Source organism: Bradyrhizobium sp. USDA 372 (assembly GCF_053629095.1).
In genome coordinates, this window is record NZ_JBRJHR010000001.1 from 7425375 (window position 1) to 7443639 (window position 18265).

Consider the following 18265-nt stretch of genomic DNA (forward strand, 5'->3'; position numbering starts at 1 on the left):
CAATGATGCAGTCAGTCCTATTTAAATGTTGCAATTAAATATCTCGCGCGTATTATCTAGATAATAATCTTAAATGCAAACTTAAACAGGTCGTATTTTCCGAGAGGTAACTCCAATGCGCGCCTCGTTCCTGGGATGTCCCGTCGACCTGCTGACAATGGCAGAAACCGTGGATCTTGCGCGCGGGGCCATGCACAGCCGGATAAGGCTGCAACATGTGGCGCTGAACGTCGCCAAATTCGTCAATATGAGGGCTGATCCGGTGCTCGCGGCCGACGTCGCCAACAGCGATATCGTCGGCCTGGACGGCATGGGAATCGTTTGGGGCGCTCGAGCGCTGGGGCTTCCGGCCACGTCGCGCGTCGCGGGCGTGGATCTCCTCGCCGAGTTGCTCGCAGTATGCGCGCGCGAAGGCTTCAAACCTTATTTCCTGGGAGCGACTCCCGGCGTACTGCACCAGGCGATGCAGAACGCGCGCGAGAGCCATCCCTCACTTGTCTTTGCGGGCTGGCACGACGGCTATTTCAAGCGCGAGCAGGAGAATGACGTCGTGCGGGACATCCAGTCCAGCGGCGCCGATTGCCTTTTCATCGGCATGCCGACGCCCCGGAAGGAGCGCTTTCTGGCCGCTCACCGCGACAATCTCGGCGTACCTTTCATCATGGGCGTGGGTGGTGCATTCGACGTTCTGGCAGGCACCGTTCGGCGCGCGCCGGTCCAGGTTCAGAAGCTCGGCCTCGAATGGCTGTACCGGATCTATCAAGAGCCTGGGCGGATGTGGTGGCGATACGCCAAAACGAACACGCTGTTTGCGGGCGTCCTGGCGCACGCGCTCATCAGGCAGGGGCTTCGGCACCCGCTCGGTGCGCCCGGCGCCGTTCCCCCTGGTCCGAGCCGGATCGGGGGGTGAAGCGTGCGCAAGCATTTTTTCATCCTTCTGGGAACCCGTCCGGAAGCAATCAAGCTCTTTCCGGTCATCAACCGGCTCAAGGCCGAGAAGCGTAAGGACATCTCCGTAACGATATGTGCGACCGCACAGCATCGGCAGCTGCTTGATCAAGTCCTCAAGTTGGCCAATGTGGTTCCGGATTTTGATCTCAACGTCATGACGACAAATCAGACGCTGGATCATCTGACCGCCCGGCTGCTCGGACAAGTCGGCGAGCTCCTCGAAAAAGTGAAGCCCACCAGGGTCATTGTCCAGGGCGACACCGCGACTGCTATGACGGGTGCACTGGCATCCTACTATCACCGTATACCGGTCTCGCATATCGAGGCCGGACTGCGCAGCGGCGACATCTTCGCTCCATGGCCGGAGGAGGTGAACCGCAAGATCGTCGGCTCGATCGCCGATCAACATTTTGCCCCGACAGAGCGCGCCGCCCGAGCGTTGCGTTCTGAGAACGTCGCCGACGATCGCATTCACGTCACCGGAAACACGGTGGTGGACGCTCTCATCCTCGCGAAAGCGATGGTCGAATCCGATCCGGGACTGGCGTGCCGCTGGGACGGCATCAAGCAGCGTCACGGCAATCGGCGCATCATCCTGGTGACCTGCCACCGCAGGGAAAATTTCGGTGGCGGCGTGACCAACATCGTGAACGCGTTGGAGACCATCCTGCAGCGGGAGGACGTCGCCGTGGTGCTGCCCGTGCACCCGAATCCGAATGTCCGAGACCTGTTTGCGTCTCGGTTGTCGGATCACCCGCGGGTTGTCCTCATTTCTCCTCAGGAATACACGGATTTCGTGAGCCTGCTCTCGATGTCATATCTGGTTCTGACAGATTCAGGCGGCGTCCAGGAGGAGGCCCCCACCTTCGGGAAGCCGGTCCTGGTGATGCGCGAAACAACCGAGCGTCCCGAGGGCGTGGAAGCGGGAACGGCGCGCCTGGTCGGCGCCAATTACGACAGGATCGTTGCAGAGACATTTCGCCTCCTTGACGATGACGAGACCTATGCTGCCATGGCGCGTTCGCACAATCCGTTTGGTGACGGACACGCGAGCGAGCGGATCGTGAAGGTGCTTCTCGATGCCTGAATTCCAGAAGATAAATGTCGTTGGGCTTGGTTATATCGGGCTGCCGACCGCGGCTTTGATCGCGAGCCGTGGACTGCAGGTGGTTGGGATCGATACAAACGAACGCATCGTCGACACCGTTGCGTCTGGCAAAATTCACATCGCTGAGCCCGATCTGGACGGTCTCGTCTCCAAGGTCGTGTCAAGCGGTGCGCTCACGACGTCCAGAAAGCCGCAGCCGGCCGACGTGTTCATCATCGCGGTGCCGACCCCGATCGACCACGAGCACCGTCCAGACTTGGCGAGCGTCAACGCCGCAGTCGAAAACATCATAGATCTTCTCGCGCCAGGTAATCTTGTCATTCTTGAATCGACGTCGCCGATCGGGACAACCGAAGCCATCGCAAAGCGGATCGTTGAACGCAGGCCAGAGCTGCACATAGGCGTCAACGGCAGGGACGACGGGGCGATCTACGTCGCATACTGTCCAGAACGCGTGTTGCCGGGAAGGATCCTGACCGAGCTCATCAACAATGACAGGTGCATTGGCGGGATCACGCCAACCTGCACGCGGCGTGCTCAACGTTTCTACAAGATGTTCGTTCGCGGCGCTTGCGTCGGCACCACGGCGCGCGCGGCCGAGTTGGTCAAGCTGACTGAAAACGCCTTCCGCGACACCAACATAGCATTTGCCAACGAACTCTCGTTGATTTGCGACCGGTTCGACATCAACGTCTGGGAGGTGATTGATATCGCCAACCGTCATCCTCGCGTAAACGTACTGCGGCCGGGCCCTGGTGTGGGCGGGCACTGCATTGCGGTCGATCCCTGGTTCATCATTGACTCTGCGCCCGACCTCGCGCGTGTGATGCGGACAAGCCGCGATGTGAACAACGCCAAGACACGGAAGATCATCGAGCACGCAGAGGCGCTGATCGACGATCATCCCTACGCGAACGTTGCCTGTTGCGGATTGACGTTCAAGGCGAATGTCGACGACGTGCGTGAAAGCCCGGCTTTGGAGATTGCTATGCATCTCGCGGCCAAATATGGCGAACGGATCAAGGTTGTCGAACCGAATCTGCGCCGTCTGCCGTCTCAGTTGGCCGATTATCGCGTCGCATTCGTGACCATCGACGAAGCCCTGCGCAGCTGCGAAATTGCGGTCCTGCTCGTTGATCACGATGAATTCAAAATGGTGCCATTGGCCGAGCGCCGGCACCTCGACGTCATCGATACGCGAGGCATATGGCAGGATATGCCCGCGCGCACCTAACCAACAAAATCGAAGTTTCCCGAATGGATCGAGGTCAGTATGCGAGATAGTCAGCTGGGAATCGGGGTCGTCGGCTACGGCTATTGGGGCCCCAATCTCGTTCGCAATTTCTCGATCAATCCCGCCGCCCGCGTCGTCGGCGTCAGCGACCTTGATCCAGGTAGGCTGGCCGCCATCAGGCAGCTGTACCCAGGGGTAGCGACCACCGCTCGATATGACGATCTGCTGAAGGACTCCTTGATCGACGCAATCGCCATCGCTACGCCGGTGCACACGCATTACGAGCTGGCAATGGCGGCGTTGAGAGCTGGCAAGCACGTGTTGGTCGAGAAACCACTTGCGCCGAGCGCGGAGCTGGTGTCCCGCTTAATCGACGAGGCGGACCGACGCGGATTGACGCTGATGGTCGATCATACCTTTCTCTATACTCCGGCGGTCCAGAAGATTCGTGAGCTCCTGCTGAAGAGAGAGCTCGGGGACATCTACTACTACGATAGCATACGCTCGAGCCTCGGACTGTTTCAAAGAGATGTAAACGTGATCTGGGATCTGGCGGTACACGACATCTCGATCATCCATCATATCCTCGATCAAGAGCCGGTTGCGGTCTCGGCGACGGGCTCGTGCCATGTTGTCGGTTCGCCGGAGAACATGGCCCATATCACTTTGTTCTTTGCCAACGCATGCGTGGCTCACGTCAGCGTCAACTGGCTCTCGCCTGTCAAGGTGCGGCAGACGTTCATTGGAGGCAGCAAGAAGATGATCGTCTACGACGATCTCGAGCCGACCGAGAAGGTTAAGGTCTACGACAAGGGAATTACACTCGATAGGCCTCCCGAGAGTGCACATCAGTTCCGGATCGGATATCGCGCTGGTGACATGTGGGCTCCGCATATCTCGCCCAAGGAGGCGCTGCAAACGGAGGTCGAGCATTTTGTCGACTGCGTCCGCACGGGGACGAAGCCGATTTCCAGTGGCATGTCGGGGCTGCGGGTGATCGAGGTGCTCGAAGCAGCTTCTCGATCGATCGCCAAACAGGGCAGGCCAATCCCGATCAGGCAGTTGCCGCGTATACTACCGGAGGAGACCCGGGCCACGGCTTGATTGGCGCCTTGGCCGTGGCTGTTGGCCAGCCGAGCCCCCGCGACGGAGTCTCGATGAATTCAGTGCATCGTTCGGTTTTATTTTCTGGGGTGGACCGCTATGCCGCCCTTGTGCTGTTCGTTGTCTCGACCGCGGTGCTCTCGCGTCTGCTGACGCCGAGCGAGTTCGGGGTCTTTGCGGTGGTCAACGCGCTTACCGCTATTGTCGCAGCCGCATTTCAGGAATTTGGAGGGGCGAACTACCTGATTCAGAAGCATGAGTTGTCGCGCGGAACCATTCGCACGGCGTTCACTGTGATCTTGGGGGTCTCGCTGGCAGTTGCCCTGATCCTGTTAGCCTCGGCCGACGTCGTATCGCAACTCTTTGGGCAGGACAGCCTGAGGCGAGGTATCCAGGTTTCTACGCTTAACCTTCTCCTTCTGCCGGTCTCCGGAACTTTGATCGCCTTGTTTCGCCGTGACATGCAGTTTGGGACGCTGGCGATCTGCAATCTTGCAAGCAACATGACGGTTGCGCTGGTTTCGATCGGACTGGCGGTATTGAACTTCAGCTATATGGCTCCGATCTGGGGTGGTGTGGCGGGGAGCATCGTTCTCACGGCTACGCTGCTGGGCTCCTATCAGGATTTCGGCGTGTTGCGCCCTTCGCTATCGGAATACCGCGACGTCCTCAGATTCGGTCTCTATTCCAGCGGCGTCAGCGTCATCAATATCTTCTACAATCTCGCCCCCCAGCTCTTTCTCGCGAAGATTCTCGATTTTACGGCTGTAGGTCTCTATAGCCGGGCCATCAACCTGACCCAGGTATTTGACAGGCTCGTCACGCAGGTGCTGAACCCGGTCATCATGCCGGCGATCGTGACGAGGCGTGCAACCGGGGCAGATCTAAAGGGCGTATATCTGGACGCGGTCCAGCTGCTTTCTGCAGTGCAGTGGCCGTTCCTCACATTCGTAGCGATTATGGCAAAACCGATCGTTTTGATCTGGCTTGGTCAGGCTTGGCTGGAGGTCGTGCCGTTAGTGCGCATTCTCTGCCTCGCAAATCTGGCATTGTTCGCTGCGTGCCTGACTTATCCTGTGTTCCTGGCGGTTGGTGGCGTGCGTGACGCGCTTGTCTCGTCCTTCATCTCGCTGCCACCGTCGCTCCTTGCGCTCCTGGGCGCGTCCTTCTTTGGCGTGGAGGCAGTCGCGGCGTGCGCGTTGCTAACCTTGCCGTTCCAAGCGGCAGTAGCGATATACTATCTCAGTCGGCATCTTGCGCTGCGGCCGCGCGAGTTTGGCCGTGCCGTTCTGAAGAGCGGTGTCGTCACGATGGCGACCGCCTCGGGCGTAGCCGCCTGTGCGGTGTTGATCGAGACAGGAATTCTCAATTTCTTCGTCGGCCTTCTGTCAGCGTTTGTGGTCGCCGCCTTCTGCTGGGGGTGGGGACTGATCGTCACAAGGCACCCTCTGCTGCAGCACCTTCGTCAAGCGGCCGCGGGTCTCGTCGAGATGGCGCCCAGGCTGCGCCCGTCACGCTCAGTACTGTAAGGGTTTTGCCGGACTGTAGAGACAGGGAAACTGACATGCCAATAAAGGATACCCAGCTTGGTCGCGATGTCCGCATCCTGCATCCGGACCTGGTCAATCTGTATGGTTGCACCGTTGGTGACGAAAGCAGGATCGGAACTTTCGTCGAGATCCAGGCGGGGGCGGAAATCGGTGCGCATTGCAAGATATCGTCGCACAGCTTCGTCTGCGAGGGCGTCACGATCGAGGACGAAGTGTTCATCGGTCATGGCGTGATGTTCACAAACGACAAATACCCGAAGGCAACGACCGCGGACGGTCGTCTTCAGCAGGCGTCGGACTGGACGCTTCAGCGCACTCACGTCGGCAAGGGGGCGTCCATCGGTTCGAACGCCACCATCCTGTGCGGTGTGACGATCGGAAAGGGAGCCTGCATAGGTGCGGGTGCAGTCGTGACGAAAGACGTTCCGGACGGCGCCATCGTCGCGGGGGTGCCCGCTCGTGTTCTGTCCGCAGCTGAGACGGTCCTGGGTGGCCTCGGCTCATTCGAGGCGCAGCGGAAAGAGCGTCGTTAATATTCATCCCGTTCGAATTTAATGCTTGATTTAATATGATGATTATATTTAAATGCGGATATAATTTCAATCCAATCCAAGGTCTTGAATCTTGATACCCTTCCTGGATCTGAAAGCCCAATATAGCCAGATCAAGCCCGAAATCGACGCGGCTGTGGCGAGGGTCATCGGGAGCGGGCACTTTGTGCTCGGGCCTGAGGTGACGGCCTTCGAAGGACGCTTTGCGGAATATTGCCGGACTGCCCATTGCCGCGCGGTGAACAGCGGAACTTCGGCGCTTCACCTTGCCTTGCTGGCGGCGGGCGTAAGGCCCGGTGACGAAGTCATCACGGTCTCGATGACCTTCGTCGCGACTACCGCGGCCATTCTCTACAGCGGCGCCAGGCCGGTGTTCGTCGACGTCGACCCTGTGACGTGGACAATGGATCCCGGCTTGGTCGAAGCTGCGATAACGCCGCGAACCAAGGCTATCTTGCCGGTTCATCTCCACGGGTTGATGGCCGACATGGATCCCATCATGGAGATCGCGCGTCGTCACGGCCTGGTCGTCATCGAGGACGCCGCGCAGGCGCACGGCGCGGAGTATCGCGGACGTCGCGCAGGCTCGATCGGCGATCTGGGATGCTTCAGCTTTTATCCCGGCAAGAACCTTGGAGCGTTTGGCGAGGGTGGGGCGGTCGTCACCGACCGGCCTGAATTCGCACGCCGCGTGTCCCTGTTGCGGGATTGGGGGCAGGAGGCGAAGTACGACCACGTCATTGCCGGATACAACTATCGCATGGACGAAATCCAGAGCGCGGTACTGAATGTCAAGCTGGACTATATTGAGCATTGGACCGATGCACGTCGGTCGCTGGCTGAGCGATACAATGCACTGCTTTCTGGTCTTCCATTCGCGCGTCCCCAGCCGCCCCAGTACGCCCGCCACGTGTATCACGTCTATGCGGTCAGATTGGAGCGCCGCGACGACGCGCTGAAGCTATTGCGTGATGCCGGAATTGGCGCCGGGATTCACTATCCCGTCCCGGTGCATCTGCAGAGGGCGTATGCAGAACTCGGCTATCGCGCCGGTGATCTCCCCGTCACTGAGATGCTTGCGAACGACTTCCTTTCTCTTCCCATCTATCCCGAGTTGCTGCCGGAACAGGCGGCCGAGGTTGTCGGAATATTGAGGAGTGCGGCGGCGCTGCAGCCTAGCGTAGCCATCAGCACCCGGTCGGAGCATCCACAAAGCTTCATGACATGGTCCCACAACAGGAGAGCGTCTTGATTGATCTCAAGGGTAAACGCGTTCTGGTCACCGGCGGGGCCGGATTCATCGGCTCCCACATCGTTGATCTGCTCTGCGACGAGGGCTGCATCGAGATTGTTGCCCTCGACAACATGATCAGAGGCCGGCCGGAAAATCTCCGGCGCGCGCTCGGGCGTGGGCCGGTGAGACTGGTTCATGGCGACATTCGCGATCGCAAGCTGATGGAAGCGTTGGTCAAGGCGGCCGATATCGTCTTCCACCAGGCCGCGCTCCGCATTACTCATTGTGCGGCCGAACCGCGTCTGGCCAAGGAGGTCATGGTGGATGCCACCTACGACCTGCTGGAACTGTGCATCAAGCACGATATTGAGAAGATCATCGCGGCCTCTTCGGCATCGGTATATGGCATGGCCGAGGAGTTTCCGACGACAGAGCGGCAGAATGCCTACAATAACCGAACTCTCTATGGGGCCGCCAAGGCGTTTAACGAAGGGCTACTGCGGGCTTTCAACGATGCATGCGGCCTCGACTATGTGGCATTCCGGTATTTCAACGTCTATGGCAGCCGGATGGACATCCACGGACGGTACACCGAGGTCTTGATCCGCTGGATGGAGCGGCTGGAAGCTGGATTGCCTCCCGTTATCTTTGGCGACGGCCGTCAGACCATGGATTTCGTTCACGTCCGCGACGTCGCGCGTGCCAACATCCTTGCCGCCAGGGCAAAGATTACCGATGAGGTCTTTAACGTCGGGAGCGGCACTGAAACAAGCCTGACCGAGCTGGCTACGGTGCTCGCGTCGGTGATGGGACACCGCGGCCTCACGCCCGAATTCGCGCCGGAGCGCTCGGTCAATCCAGTACCGCGACGTCTGGCCTCGACGGGCAAGGCAGAGCGCTTGCTGGGCTTCCGCACCACGGTTTCGCTGGAGCAGGGGCTCTCCGATCTCGTGAAATGGTGGCGATCCGAGCGCGAGCTCGCTTCGGATCATCATCGGCAGGCGGCGGCATCGTGATTCCGATCGCTGCGCCGCTACTTGCGGAGGAAGAGGCTGACGCTGCGCGCGCGGCCGTGCTGTCGGGCTGGGTGTCGCAAGGTCCGCAGGTGGCCGCGTTCGAGCGCGAGTTCGCTGCGCTTGTCGGCGCTCCGCACGCCTGTGCCGTCGCGAACTGCACGACGGCCCTGCAACTCGCCTTGGCGGCATTGGACATCGGCGCCGGCGACGAGGTGATCACGGTAAGCCACTCCTTCATCGCGACCGCAAACGTCATCCGACACCAGGGCGCCACCCCGGTTTTCGTCGATATTGATCCCGAAACGTACAATTTGGATTGCACTCGGCTGGTCGAAGCCATCACCGAGCACACGCGAGCGATCATTGCAGTTCATCAAATGGGCATGCCCTGTGACATGGCCGCGCTTCTGCCGATAGCGCGCCGCCACGGCATCGCCGTGATCGAAGACGCGGCCTGCGCCGCCGGATCGCAGATCCGGATGAACGGGGAATGGGAGCCGATCGGAAAGCCGCATGGAGACATTGCTTGTTTCTCCTTTCACCCGCGAAAAGTGATCACCACGGGTGAGGGGGGGATGCTCACCACCGCGAATGCCGAGCTTGACCGCAAGTTCAGGCTGATGCGCCAGCACGGCATGAGCGTTCCGGACACGGTGCGGCACAATTCGTCGTCCGTGATCTTCGAGGAGTACGTCGTTCTGGGTTACAACTACCGAATGACGGATATGCAGGCCGCAATTGGCCGCAAACAGCTCCAGCGGCTTCCGGAGCTGGTAGCACGCCGGCGGGCCGTTGCCGCCAAATATGCCGAACAGCTCGGCAATCTGGAAGGACTGCGGTTGCCAACCGAGCCGACGTGGGCCAGATCCAACTGGCAGAGCTATTGCGTGCGTCTTCCAGATCGGCTCGACCAGCGCATCGTTATGCAACACCTCCTCGATGACGGCATCGCGACCCGGCGAGGCATCATGTGCGCCCACCGTGAGGCGCCATATTACGATGTCACGCAGGATCAGGATCTGCGCCAATCCGAGCTCGCCCAGGATCGGGCCATTTTGCTGCCCATCTACGCTCAGATGAGCGCGGAAGATACCTCGAAGGTGAGTGCTGCGTTGCGGGCAGAGTTGGAGCGATGAATTCGGGGATCGCCGAGCGAAAGTCATTGCGACTTCTGGTCGTGATCGCGAGCTATGGGACTGCAAACAACGCCTACCTGGATCGGGTGATCCAGGAGTACCGGTCCATGTCGTTCGATGTGGACATCGTCATCATATCAAACATTGATAAAAGGCCCGCTGCAGACGTCGAATGCATCGTTGGCCTCCCCAACAAGAATCCGTGGTCGCTCCCCTTCGCGCACAAGGAGCAATTTGTAGCGCGAGTTGATCAATACGACATCTTCATATATTCCGAAGACGACATCTTGATAACTGAAAAGAACATCAGAGCGTTCCTTGACGTGACTTCAGTGCTGCATGAAGACGAGGTTGCCGGGTTGATGCTCGTCGAGAAAGCTTCAAGCGGCGAACTGAATTATCCTCAGGCCCATGGCTCCTTTCATTGGGATTGCACGTCGGTAAAGATCAGGGGGGATTACTGCCTCGCCCAATTTACCAACGAGCATGCCGCTAGCTATATACTCACTCAGCAGCAGCTTGCGAGAGCGATCGCGTCCGGCGGATTCCTGGTCGGACCGCACGAAGGCAAGTACGACCTGCCTTGCACCGCTGCAACTGATCCATACACCCAGTGTGGTTTCAAGAAGCTGATACCGATTTCCAACATCGATGATTTCTCGGCCCACCATTTGCCGAACAAATATATTAACCGGCTCGGAGTCGATCGCCAGCAATTGGACGCTCAACTCTCGGTCCTGATGCAGATTGCGCGTGAGGGCAGCAATGCGGTCCCGCTATTCAGCGCCGAGACCCGGCTTTGGCATGGCATGTATTCAAAGGATTATTACGAGCCGGCCAGGGACGAAGTGTTGTCCGGTGTTCCGGAAGGCGCGGTGGTATTATCGATCGGATCATGCTCGGCTGCAAACGAGCGTCGACTCCTGGAACGAGGACACCGTGTGGTAGCTGTCCCCCTCGACCCCGTGGTGGGCAGTGGCTTGGCCCAGTTCGGGGCTGAGGTCGTGTTGGGCGACGTCACGACGGCACCCGCGAAAATCGCAGCGGAACATTTCGACCGGTTGCTCTACGTTGATGTTCTGCAATTCGTCCGTGATCCGGCCTATCTGCTCAGGCTATTTTCCGGTCTCTTGGCTCCGGACGGGAAAGTGATCATCTGCGCGCCCAATCGCCCCAGCCTTCGTTACGCCTGGGAATGCGCGAAATCCGGCAAAGTCCTTCGGCCGTGGGGGACGTTCGAGGCTGTAGGGATTCACGATACGACAATCGGTAGAATTCAAAGGTGGTGCGCGGAGGCCGGTCTGGTGATCGAAAAGATCGAAAGATGCGGTCCAAAAAGAACTGGTCCGATGTTGCAGCTCCTGTCGCCTATACTTGCGACAGACCTGATTGTAACCGCCAAGAGACACGAAGCGTGGAAGCCTTTCTTTCGTGGCGGGCACGAGATGGAAAGAATGGAGGTTTCCAGAAGGAGCGTCGCTCAATGAGTTTGGAGACCGCCAAAAGAATCGAAATGGGTGACATGCAGGGACACAGGGGTCCTGCGCAAGTCTCGGCTGCGAAGGACTACTATAGCCGCTCTCGCCGCGAGATACGGTCGTTGCTGCCCAGCCGCGCCTCCCGCATACTCGAAGTGGGACCTGGCGCAGGCTTCACGCTTCTGTGGCTTAAGTCGATCTACCCTGATGCCACGACGTTCGGGGTCGAACTCAATCAAGCGCTCGAGGCCGACCTGCGAGAGCATGCCGATGTCGCGATCATCGGAGACATCGACGAGTTGATATCCCGAGTAGGCAGCAAGTTTGACCTAATTCTGTTGCTTGATGTGCTTGAGCATGTCCCGGACCCAACTCGCACGCTTCAGGCGATCACCAGAAAGCTCCTCATGGACGGTGGTCGCGTGATTGTTTCTGTTCCGAATATCGCGCATCTGAGCGTGACCGTTCCGCTGCTTTTCCAACGTCGATTTGCCTACACGGATTCTGGAATTCTTGACCGCACCCATCTGAGGTTCTTTGTCGAAGACACCGCCGTTAAGCTTTTCAACGACTCAAATCTGGTGGTCAAGGATGGTCTGATCACGGGCCTTGAAGGTCCAAAGTCCATGATGTTGGACCGATTGACCCTCGGACTCCTGACCCACCACTTGGCAAAGCAATACATCATGGCGGGTGAGCTGACTGGTGGGCCTGTCGCACAGCCAAGAATAGATTGGAAGAAGAGCCGGCTGATCAGCTAGAAACACGATAGGTAAGAGGTGGACTGCCTTGCTTCCCGAAGGTGCGCAGTACGCTCGGGACCATCGGCTATGGGCGACCATAATCGGCGAACTGACTTTCGGTCGCAGATCGTGAAATCGCCGAAAGAAGGACTTCCGCGTGGCGTCTGGAACATATGACGGGATCGAAGATGCTTTGTGAATCCGCGGATAGTTGTTCCCGTACTGCGGACCAATGATCTCGACGTGCGAGCACTGACTTCATGGCAGAGACGAGTTCTTCCTTATTCTTCTGTGGCCGAAATCGCATAAGACAGGAGCGATGCCAATTCGCCCTTTCGGGATCGCCGACGGGGTTCGCCACAACGAATCCGCGGCTGCCGTCCATACCGATTTGCTCACGCGCGCCTCCGACATCACTCACGATTGCGGGCAGCCCCGCGCTCAAGGCTTCCATAGAGGCCAGAGACCATCCCTCGAAAAATGAGTTTAGAACAAAGCAGTCGGCGGCGGCTAGCAGGATCGAAGGAGTCGGAAACGACTGCCGGAGGTGAATGCGGTCCTTGCAAGGCATCGTGTCGCGAAGAGTGCGCACTTGACGCGTGTACACTGCATCATCCAGGCGGCCGGCGATCAGCAGATGTGCCTTGCGATCATTCTCGGCGACCTCGGCAAAGGCCCGGACCAGGCCGTAGGCATTCTTCTGAACCGTATGACGACCGAGCGAGAGAAAGAGAAACTCGTCGTTAAGGCCTAGCCAAGCTCGGGCTTTCGAGCGGTTCACCGCCGGGCGGTGTGTCTGGTTGAACGCGTTCGGGATGGTGATGACCGCGGAATCGGGATAGGACGGATTGCCTGAAAGGTACTGGCGCCTCACGAGCTCGCTTACCGCAACAAAGCGGACAATGAACTTCGATCTCCGGCGTTCTTCCCTCCAATTCGTGCTTATGGGCGTTGGAATGCCATGGAGCGTTTCCACGACCGGAATGCGGGCAGCGCTGGCTGCCCGCAAGAGCCAACCGGGCGGATCGTGCGCGCTGATGACGTCAGGGCGGTTCGTCTCGAACCATAGACAGGCGTCGTTTGGCGAGGCGGCAACCGCTTCGGTTCCCTCTCTCTGCAAAGTTGTGAACAGTTCTCCGGCAGGCGCCGCCGATTGATGTGCGCACATAACCGTCACGCGAAATCCGAAGTGAGGGAGGCGTCTTGCAAGAAAAGCGACAAATTCATCAAGCCCGCCGGCGTCGAGCACGGGAGTGACGATCAGGCAGTGCACACTCCCTGGCGGTACAAGCAAGTCGTCCCGCTTCCACACGCCGCCGGTCGGAATCGAGGCGGGCGCAACCGGTGGATCCGGTGCGACGCTCGTATCGTGTGGCACGAGGGGTCTGGACCAGTCGTCAACAATACCGTCACTTGCGGAAGCCAGCTGGGTGCTGATCAAAAGCTTTTTTGCGATACGTCTCACGCCTCGCGGCACCCGCCAGGAGTTTCGTTGGGCCCAAAGTGTCACGCGTCCGCGCAAAGAGATGTCGTTTTGACTGAGGCCCATGGGTTCGAATGCCGTTGTCTTGTGCCGTCGGGGAATGGCAGTACGTCAATTAAAAAGAATAATATATTGCCTAAATACAAATATCCAATTAAATGAGGGTGTTTTTATTTTGGCTGCCACTTTGGGTGTGCGCGATCGTATGTCGGTTCGTGACCTGATGAACAGCCGACCTAACATCGTGCGCAACCGAGTTTCTCTTGCAGGGCTCTGAGACCAACCAAGCCGTTTCCCCGGAGACCTTCATGAGTTCCGTCGATGCGATCATTCCTTGTTATCAGTATGGGCATTTCCTCAGGGAGTGCGCTGAAAGCATATTGAAGCAGTGCGGACCCGAGTTGCGCTTGCTGATCATTGATGATGCGTCCACGGATAGTACAGCTCAAATAGCGCAAGAACTGGCCTGTTCAGATCCTCGGGTCGAGTTTCGCAGGCATGCCACTAATCGCGGCCATATTGCTACCTTCAATGAGGGGATCGACTGGGCCGCTGCCGACTATATGATTTTGCTCTCCGCGGACGATTACTTAATGCCCGGCGCGATTGAGCGGTCAGTGAGGCTGATGGATGACAATCCGTCGGTCGGCCTCACGTTTGGCGGGGCGATCGCACTCCAAGAGGGGCGGGAGGAGATGCTGGCACCGCCGGCGGAACTTGGGCCCGGAACAAGGATACTGTCTGGCCACGATTTCATCAGAATTAGCGGCGCCAGGAATATAGTGTTGGCGCCGAGCGTGGTGGTGCGAACGAGCCTGCAGAAGAAAGTGGGGGGATACTTACCCGATTTGACGCACAGCGGTGATATGGAGATGTGGCTCCGGTTCGCAGCGCATGGTCCCGTCGGGTATATCGATGCCATCCAGGCTGTGTATCGGCGACATTCAACTAACATGTCGGGCGGATATTCCGCCGAGCAAGACTTCCATCAACGCAAATTGGCGTTTGAGCGGTTTCTGGATCGCTGTGCCGCAGTGCTTCCCGACGCCGATGAGCTCAGGTTCTGGCTGATGCGCCATTTAGCGCTCGACGCGATCAGTTGTGCGAGCCGTGCCTTCAATGAGGGAGACGTTGGGTTATCGGAACGGCTCTCGGCGCTTGCGTCGAAGCTGGACCCGGAGGTTACGCGATCGCGTCGTTGGTGGCTTCTCGCCTGCAAACGGCGATTAGGATCGCGGGGATGGCAGTTGCTGCGGCCGGCAATCGAGCGGTTAAGGACGCCGTGATCGGCTCCGAGCTTCTGGGATGCGTCAAGATCGGCATTCAACGCCGATCGCAAACTGCTCACGGTGCTGCCGCGAGAACATTCTGGCGCGTTTGCCGGGTTCAAGCCTGGTACATCGAGAACTCGCGCAGCGACGCCCTGATGCCGATGCAAACTCCCCAGAATATCCAGAGGTAGTTCCAGTAATGAACCGTTAGCCCGGTGAACATGAGCATCACCACCGCGATGGTGAACGCGATGCGCAGAGTTGGCGCGCTGGGATCCTCCATGACGCCGTTGAAGCGGCGTTTTACCGGCAGGACGCTCGCCATATTTGTCAGGGCAAGAAGGAAAATCATCGGAAGTCCGAACCGGAGCGCGAATACCAGCCACACAGAATCGATGGTGGTATCGAGAATGTCGTGATTGAGTCGGTCGAACGCGTATCCGGTGAGAGGAGACTCCATGATCTTTTGGGTGGCCGCGTCCCAGATCAACATTCGAAAGTATCCCGACACTGGATCGAAGGTCAGGTGCGAGATGATCCAGCCAAGCGGGTGATTGGCGACGGCCATTATCACGACAACGATGGTAGCGAGACACATCTGGAGCGCGGACCAACGCCCGGAATATTCCTTCAGTGCCGCATTATAGAGGTACAGCATCAGGACAATGAGACACGACAAAAGGGGCGCGGAGGACAACGACAAGAGGCAGCCGAAAACACAAAGTCCCGCCCAGAGCAGTTTTGACAACGGGCGTTGCTCCGAAAACAGAAAGATGCCGCAAGCAACGGTGCAGTAGGTGCCCAGCAGAATTGGGTGGTCAAACGTCGAGGCAGCTCTTACCCAGTACAGCCTGAAGTCGGGCGAGAGTGGCGCTTGGCCGCCGAAAGCGGCAGAAAACGCTTCTTGAACAATGAGCCGGCCCGAAAGGTTATCGAAGAGCGCCAGCAGGACGACGTAAGCAGTCACGATCCTGAATGGTTGGATGAAGCTATAGATCGCCGCCGGGCCAAAGAAGAAGCCGCGCGCCACAAGGTAGCCCCCAAGAAACTCGAGGCTCTCGGCGCCCGTCGACGAGAGCGCACTCGGGCCGCTCGTGTAGTAGGCTGCCGCGAACATCCATGTTGCCACGCCGAATGCAAGATAGTCCGAGGCGAGCATGTGACGACCGGCCCTGACTAGCCTTGCCACCGCAGGTACTATGAGGAGCAGGATTCCGATCCGCCCAATCGTCAATTTCGCATCGGCGAGGTATAGCTGGACTTGCGCCGCCGGCAGAACGAGTCCGATCAGCAGCAGCCAAGCCGGCAGCGTACTGCATCGCTCGGGAACTCTCGGAGAGGCTGTTCTCGTCAGCCCGAACTCGCCGCCTGTAACCGTGACGCTCATGAGAGGGTCGCCTTGCCCGGCGATGCGGTTTCGATCTGAGCGCGGCGTCTGTGATCGTCAGTCAAATACCACGTGAAGGTGACTGAACGCGGCGCCAGCCCCTTCACGAAGCGTCGATCCTGAAAGACGTAAGGCCGATAGCCGATGTCGGAAACGAAGTGAGAAATCTCGTCCGATGCAAATGCGCACATCAGTGCTGGTTTGTATCGGCCTAGCGTGTGTACTGATCCTCGCAGGATGTCCAGTTCGGCCCCCTGAGCGTGCACCTTGATCAGGGAGGGTGCCATCGCAAAGGAATCGAGGGTGCGACATTCGATTCTGTGTTCGCCCACGGTCAACTTGGACTGATCGAAGCGGTACATGCGGCCGGAATCGCTCAGCCATTCGGTCGCGGCCTCGCGGGAGGTGGCCGCCATACCATCGCACGCCCACCAACCGTATGATGGAACGAAGAATGTAATGGTGCCCGGCCTGGCCCCCAGCGCGTAAGGCAATACCGAGATGGACCGATCTTCGGAGAATCGAGTCTTGAGCCGCTTGGCCGAGAGGGGTTCCGGCTCGAAAGCGACGATGCTCGATTGTGGTCTAAACCTCTTGAAGGCCTGAATGCTTTGTCCGCGGTTCGCCCCGATATCGATAATCAGACCATCTGCTCTGGCGGTCCACGTGACACCCCTATACTCGGGTTTCGGGAGGTATGAGGCCGCCGCGTCCTTGAAGGCAAATCGCGCCGCCGCCACGCCGGGGATGTTTGCATATGCAAAACGGGCAAAAGGCTTCAGATTCATCAGGATAGGACCTCGGCCCCATTGCGCGGCAATCACTGCGTCAGATTAAACAAAATAAATCCAATTGCAATAAGTGGCATTTAAAGATATCGAATATATATAATAATTTAAATGTCAACGTGGAAGTTCCCATGGCGATCGGATTGAAAACAACCGAGATGGATGCCTCGTATGGGTTGGCGGAAAGTCTCGTTTCCGAGGTCGCGGTGCTTATCGTTGGCTATCGCAACCCGCATGACATCGTCGAATGTCTACTGGCATTGTCCCGTGCGACCACTTCGCCGGCCTTCGACGTCTTCATTTGCGAGAATGGTGGCGAGGATGCCTATTACCACTTGGTCTCAGCTCTGGTCGGCGAGGGAGGCCCTTGCCTGCGGGGCGAAGCTCGCGGAACCGGAATAGGTGATAACATCAGCCGATTTACCGGCGTGGAGCGCCTGGTTCTGCGAGCGAGATCGTCAAATGTCTGGGTTGCGTGCGCCTCCGACAATCTTGGCTATGCCGGTGGGATAAATGCGTGGTTGCGCCCACTCTCTGCAATTCCCACTTGGCGGGCGATCTGGATCTTGAATCCAGATACCCAGCCGACCGAGTCCGCGCTGGCCGCGCTACACAAACGGGCGGAGTCCGGTCGAAAGGCAATGGTGGGCAGCACTATTCTCGACAGCCTCGATGCGGATCACGTGAGATTCCGCGGTGGGCTCTCCTGGCAGAAGCTGGTCGCGAGAGACGTTGCCATCGGCCTGGGAGACCTTCTCAATGCATCCTGCAACACCGCGGCCGTCGAAGACGCGATGGATAGCCCTTCGGGGGCATCGATGTATGTGACCCGCTGGTGCATCGAGCGGATTGGTCTCATGGATGAGAGCTATTTCCTGTTTTACGAGGATATGGATTGGGGACTGCGCGCAAGACATTTGGGACTCGGTTATGCCGCCGACTCGATCGTCGTTCACAAGCGCGGCACCACGACGGGATCCGCCAAAGGTTCATCGGCCATACCAGTGCTCTCCGTTTACCTCCAGCACCGCAACTGCGTTCGCTTTGTACGCCGACATTTCCCATGGTCGCTGCCTCTTAGAGTTGCGGTCTCCGTCCTTTATGCACTCAGGTTCTTACTGCAGGGAGCCCCAAGCAACAGCCGTGCAGCGATCGAAGGGCTCGTCGCTGGATTGAGAGGCGAGATGGGCCGGCCGAAGGAGCGGATGGCACAATAACGGACGCAAGGGCA

16 protein-coding genes are annotated in these 18265 nt (G+C 58.5%); 13 read left to right on the forward strand and 3 right to left on the reverse strand.

What is annotated here, in order from left to right; all coding sequences use genetic code 11:
• Positions 1 to 115: 115 nt before the first annotated feature.
• The 11 genes from AB7M16_RS34555 (at position 116) to AB7M16_RS34605 (ending at position 12123) form a co-directional block, all read left to right on the forward strand.
• Positions 116 to 910: a WecB/TagA/CpsF family glycosyltransferase gene (locus AB7M16_RS34555; protein ID WP_260383181.1), complete on the forward strand. Its 795-nt coding sequence runs from the start codon at positions 116 to 118 to the stop codon at positions 908 to 910.
• Between the two features lie 3 nt (positions 911 to 913).
• Positions 914 to 2038, forward strand: coding sequence for a non-hydrolyzing UDP-N-acetylglucosamine 2-epimerase (wecB, locus tag AB7M16_RS34560; protein ID WP_172784593.1), 1125 nt, complete (start codon positions 914 to 916; stop codon positions 2036 to 2038).
• Positions 2031 to 3293, forward strand: a complete 1263-nt coding sequence (gene wecC / locus AB7M16_RS34565) for a UDP-N-acetyl-D-mannosamine dehydrogenase (protein WP_172784594.1) — start codon at positions 2031 to 2033, stop codon at positions 3291 to 3293. The genes wecB and wecC overlap by 8 nt, the downstream gene beginning before the upstream one ends.
• Before the next feature lie 39 nt (positions 3294 to 3332).
• Entirely contained in the window at positions 3333 to 4397 is a 1065-nt protein-coding gene (locus AB7M16_RS34570; RefSeq protein WP_172784595.1) for a Gfo/Idh/MocA family protein, read from the forward strand.
• Between the two features lie 53 nt (positions 4398 to 4450).
• A complete protein-coding gene (locus tag AB7M16_RS34575) occupies positions 4451 to 5926 on the forward strand; it encodes an oligosaccharide flippase family protein (RefSeq protein WP_453946699.1) in 1476 nt (491 codons plus the stop codon).
• Positions 5927 to 5961: 35 nt separating this feature from the next.
• Positions 5962 to 6480, forward strand: coding sequence for an acyltransferase (locus AB7M16_RS34580; RefSeq protein WP_453946700.1), 519 nt, complete (start codon positions 5962 to 5964; stop codon positions 6478 to 6480).
• A gap of 91 nt (positions 6481 to 6571) precedes the next feature.
• The gene (locus AB7M16_RS34585) at positions 6572 to 7750 is read left to right on the forward strand and encodes a DegT/DnrJ/EryC1/StrS family aminotransferase (RefSeq protein ID WP_453946701.1); all 1179 of its coding nucleotides are present in this window, start codon (positions 6572 to 6574) and stop codon (positions 7748 to 7750) included.
• Positions 7723 to 8748 carry an NAD-dependent epimerase/dehydratase family protein gene (locus AB7M16_RS34590; RefSeq protein WP_172784599.1) on the forward strand — a complete coding sequence of 342 codons (1026 nt, stop codon included), beginning with the start codon at positions 7723 to 7725 and terminating at the stop codon, positions 8746 to 8748. Before AB7M16_RS34585 ends, AB7M16_RS34590 begins: the two co-directional genes overlap by 28 nt.
• The gene (locus tag AB7M16_RS34595) at positions 8688 to 9884 is read left to right on the forward strand and encodes a DegT/DnrJ/EryC1/StrS family aminotransferase (RefSeq protein WP_453946702.1); all 1197 of its coding nucleotides are present in this window, start codon (positions 8688 to 8690) and stop codon (positions 9882 to 9884) included. Before AB7M16_RS34590 ends, AB7M16_RS34595 begins: the two co-directional genes overlap by 61 nt.
• The gene (locus AB7M16_RS34600) at positions 9881 to 11371 is read left to right on the forward strand and encodes a class I SAM-dependent methyltransferase (protein ID WP_453946703.1); all 1491 of its coding nucleotides are present in this window, start codon (positions 9881 to 9883) and stop codon (positions 11369 to 11371) included. The genes AB7M16_RS34595 and AB7M16_RS34600 overlap by 4 nt, the downstream gene beginning before the upstream one ends.
• On the forward strand, positions 11368 to 12123 hold the full coding sequence (locus tag AB7M16_RS34605; protein WP_246708754.1) for a class I SAM-dependent methyltransferase: 756 nt from the start codon (positions 11368 to 11370) through the stop codon (positions 12121 to 12123). The genes AB7M16_RS34600 and AB7M16_RS34605 overlap by 4 nt, the downstream gene beginning before the upstream one ends.
• Positions 12124 to 12190: 67 nt before the next feature.
• Here AB7M16_RS34605 and AB7M16_RS34610 read toward each other — a convergent pair whose 3' ends face one another.
• On the reverse strand, positions 12191 to 13570 hold the full coding sequence (locus AB7M16_RS34610; protein WP_453946704.1) for a glycosyltransferase family 4 protein: 1380 nt from the start codon (positions 13568 to 13570) through the stop codon (positions 12191 to 12193).
• A 326-nt stretch (positions 13571 to 13896) separates the two neighbouring features.
• Between AB7M16_RS34610 and AB7M16_RS34615 the strand changes: the two genes are divergently transcribed.
• Positions 13897 to 14874 (forward strand): glycosyltransferase family 2 protein, encoded by a 978-nt coding sequence (locus AB7M16_RS34615; RefSeq protein ID WP_453946705.1) that lies wholly within the window; start codon positions 13897 to 13899, stop codon positions 14872 to 14874.
• A gap of 100 nt (positions 14875 to 14974) precedes the next feature.
• Here the strand turns inward: AB7M16_RS34615 and AB7M16_RS34620 are convergent, their stop codons facing one another.
• Both AB7M16_RS34620 and AB7M16_RS34625 read right to left on the reverse strand, forming a co-directional pair.
• Positions 14975 to 16246, reverse strand: a complete 1272-nt coding sequence (locus tag AB7M16_RS34620; protein ID WP_260383187.1) for a hypothetical protein — start codon at positions 16244 to 16246, stop codon at positions 14975 to 14977.
• Complete coding sequence (locus AB7M16_RS34625; RefSeq protein ID WP_260383188.1) at positions 16243 to 17034, reverse strand: FkbM family methyltransferase; 792 nt, start codon at positions 17032 to 17034, stop codon at positions 16243 to 16245. The genes AB7M16_RS34620 and AB7M16_RS34625 overlap by 4 nt, the downstream gene beginning before the upstream one ends.
• A gap of 131 nt (positions 17035 to 17165) precedes the next feature.
• Between AB7M16_RS34625 and AB7M16_RS34630 the strand changes: the two genes are divergently transcribed.
• Positions 17166 to 18251, forward strand: coding sequence for a glycosyltransferase family 2 protein (locus AB7M16_RS34630; protein WP_453946706.1), 1086 nt, complete (start codon positions 17166 to 17168; stop codon positions 18249 to 18251).
• The last annotated feature ends 14 nt before the right edge of the window (positions 18252 to 18265 follow it).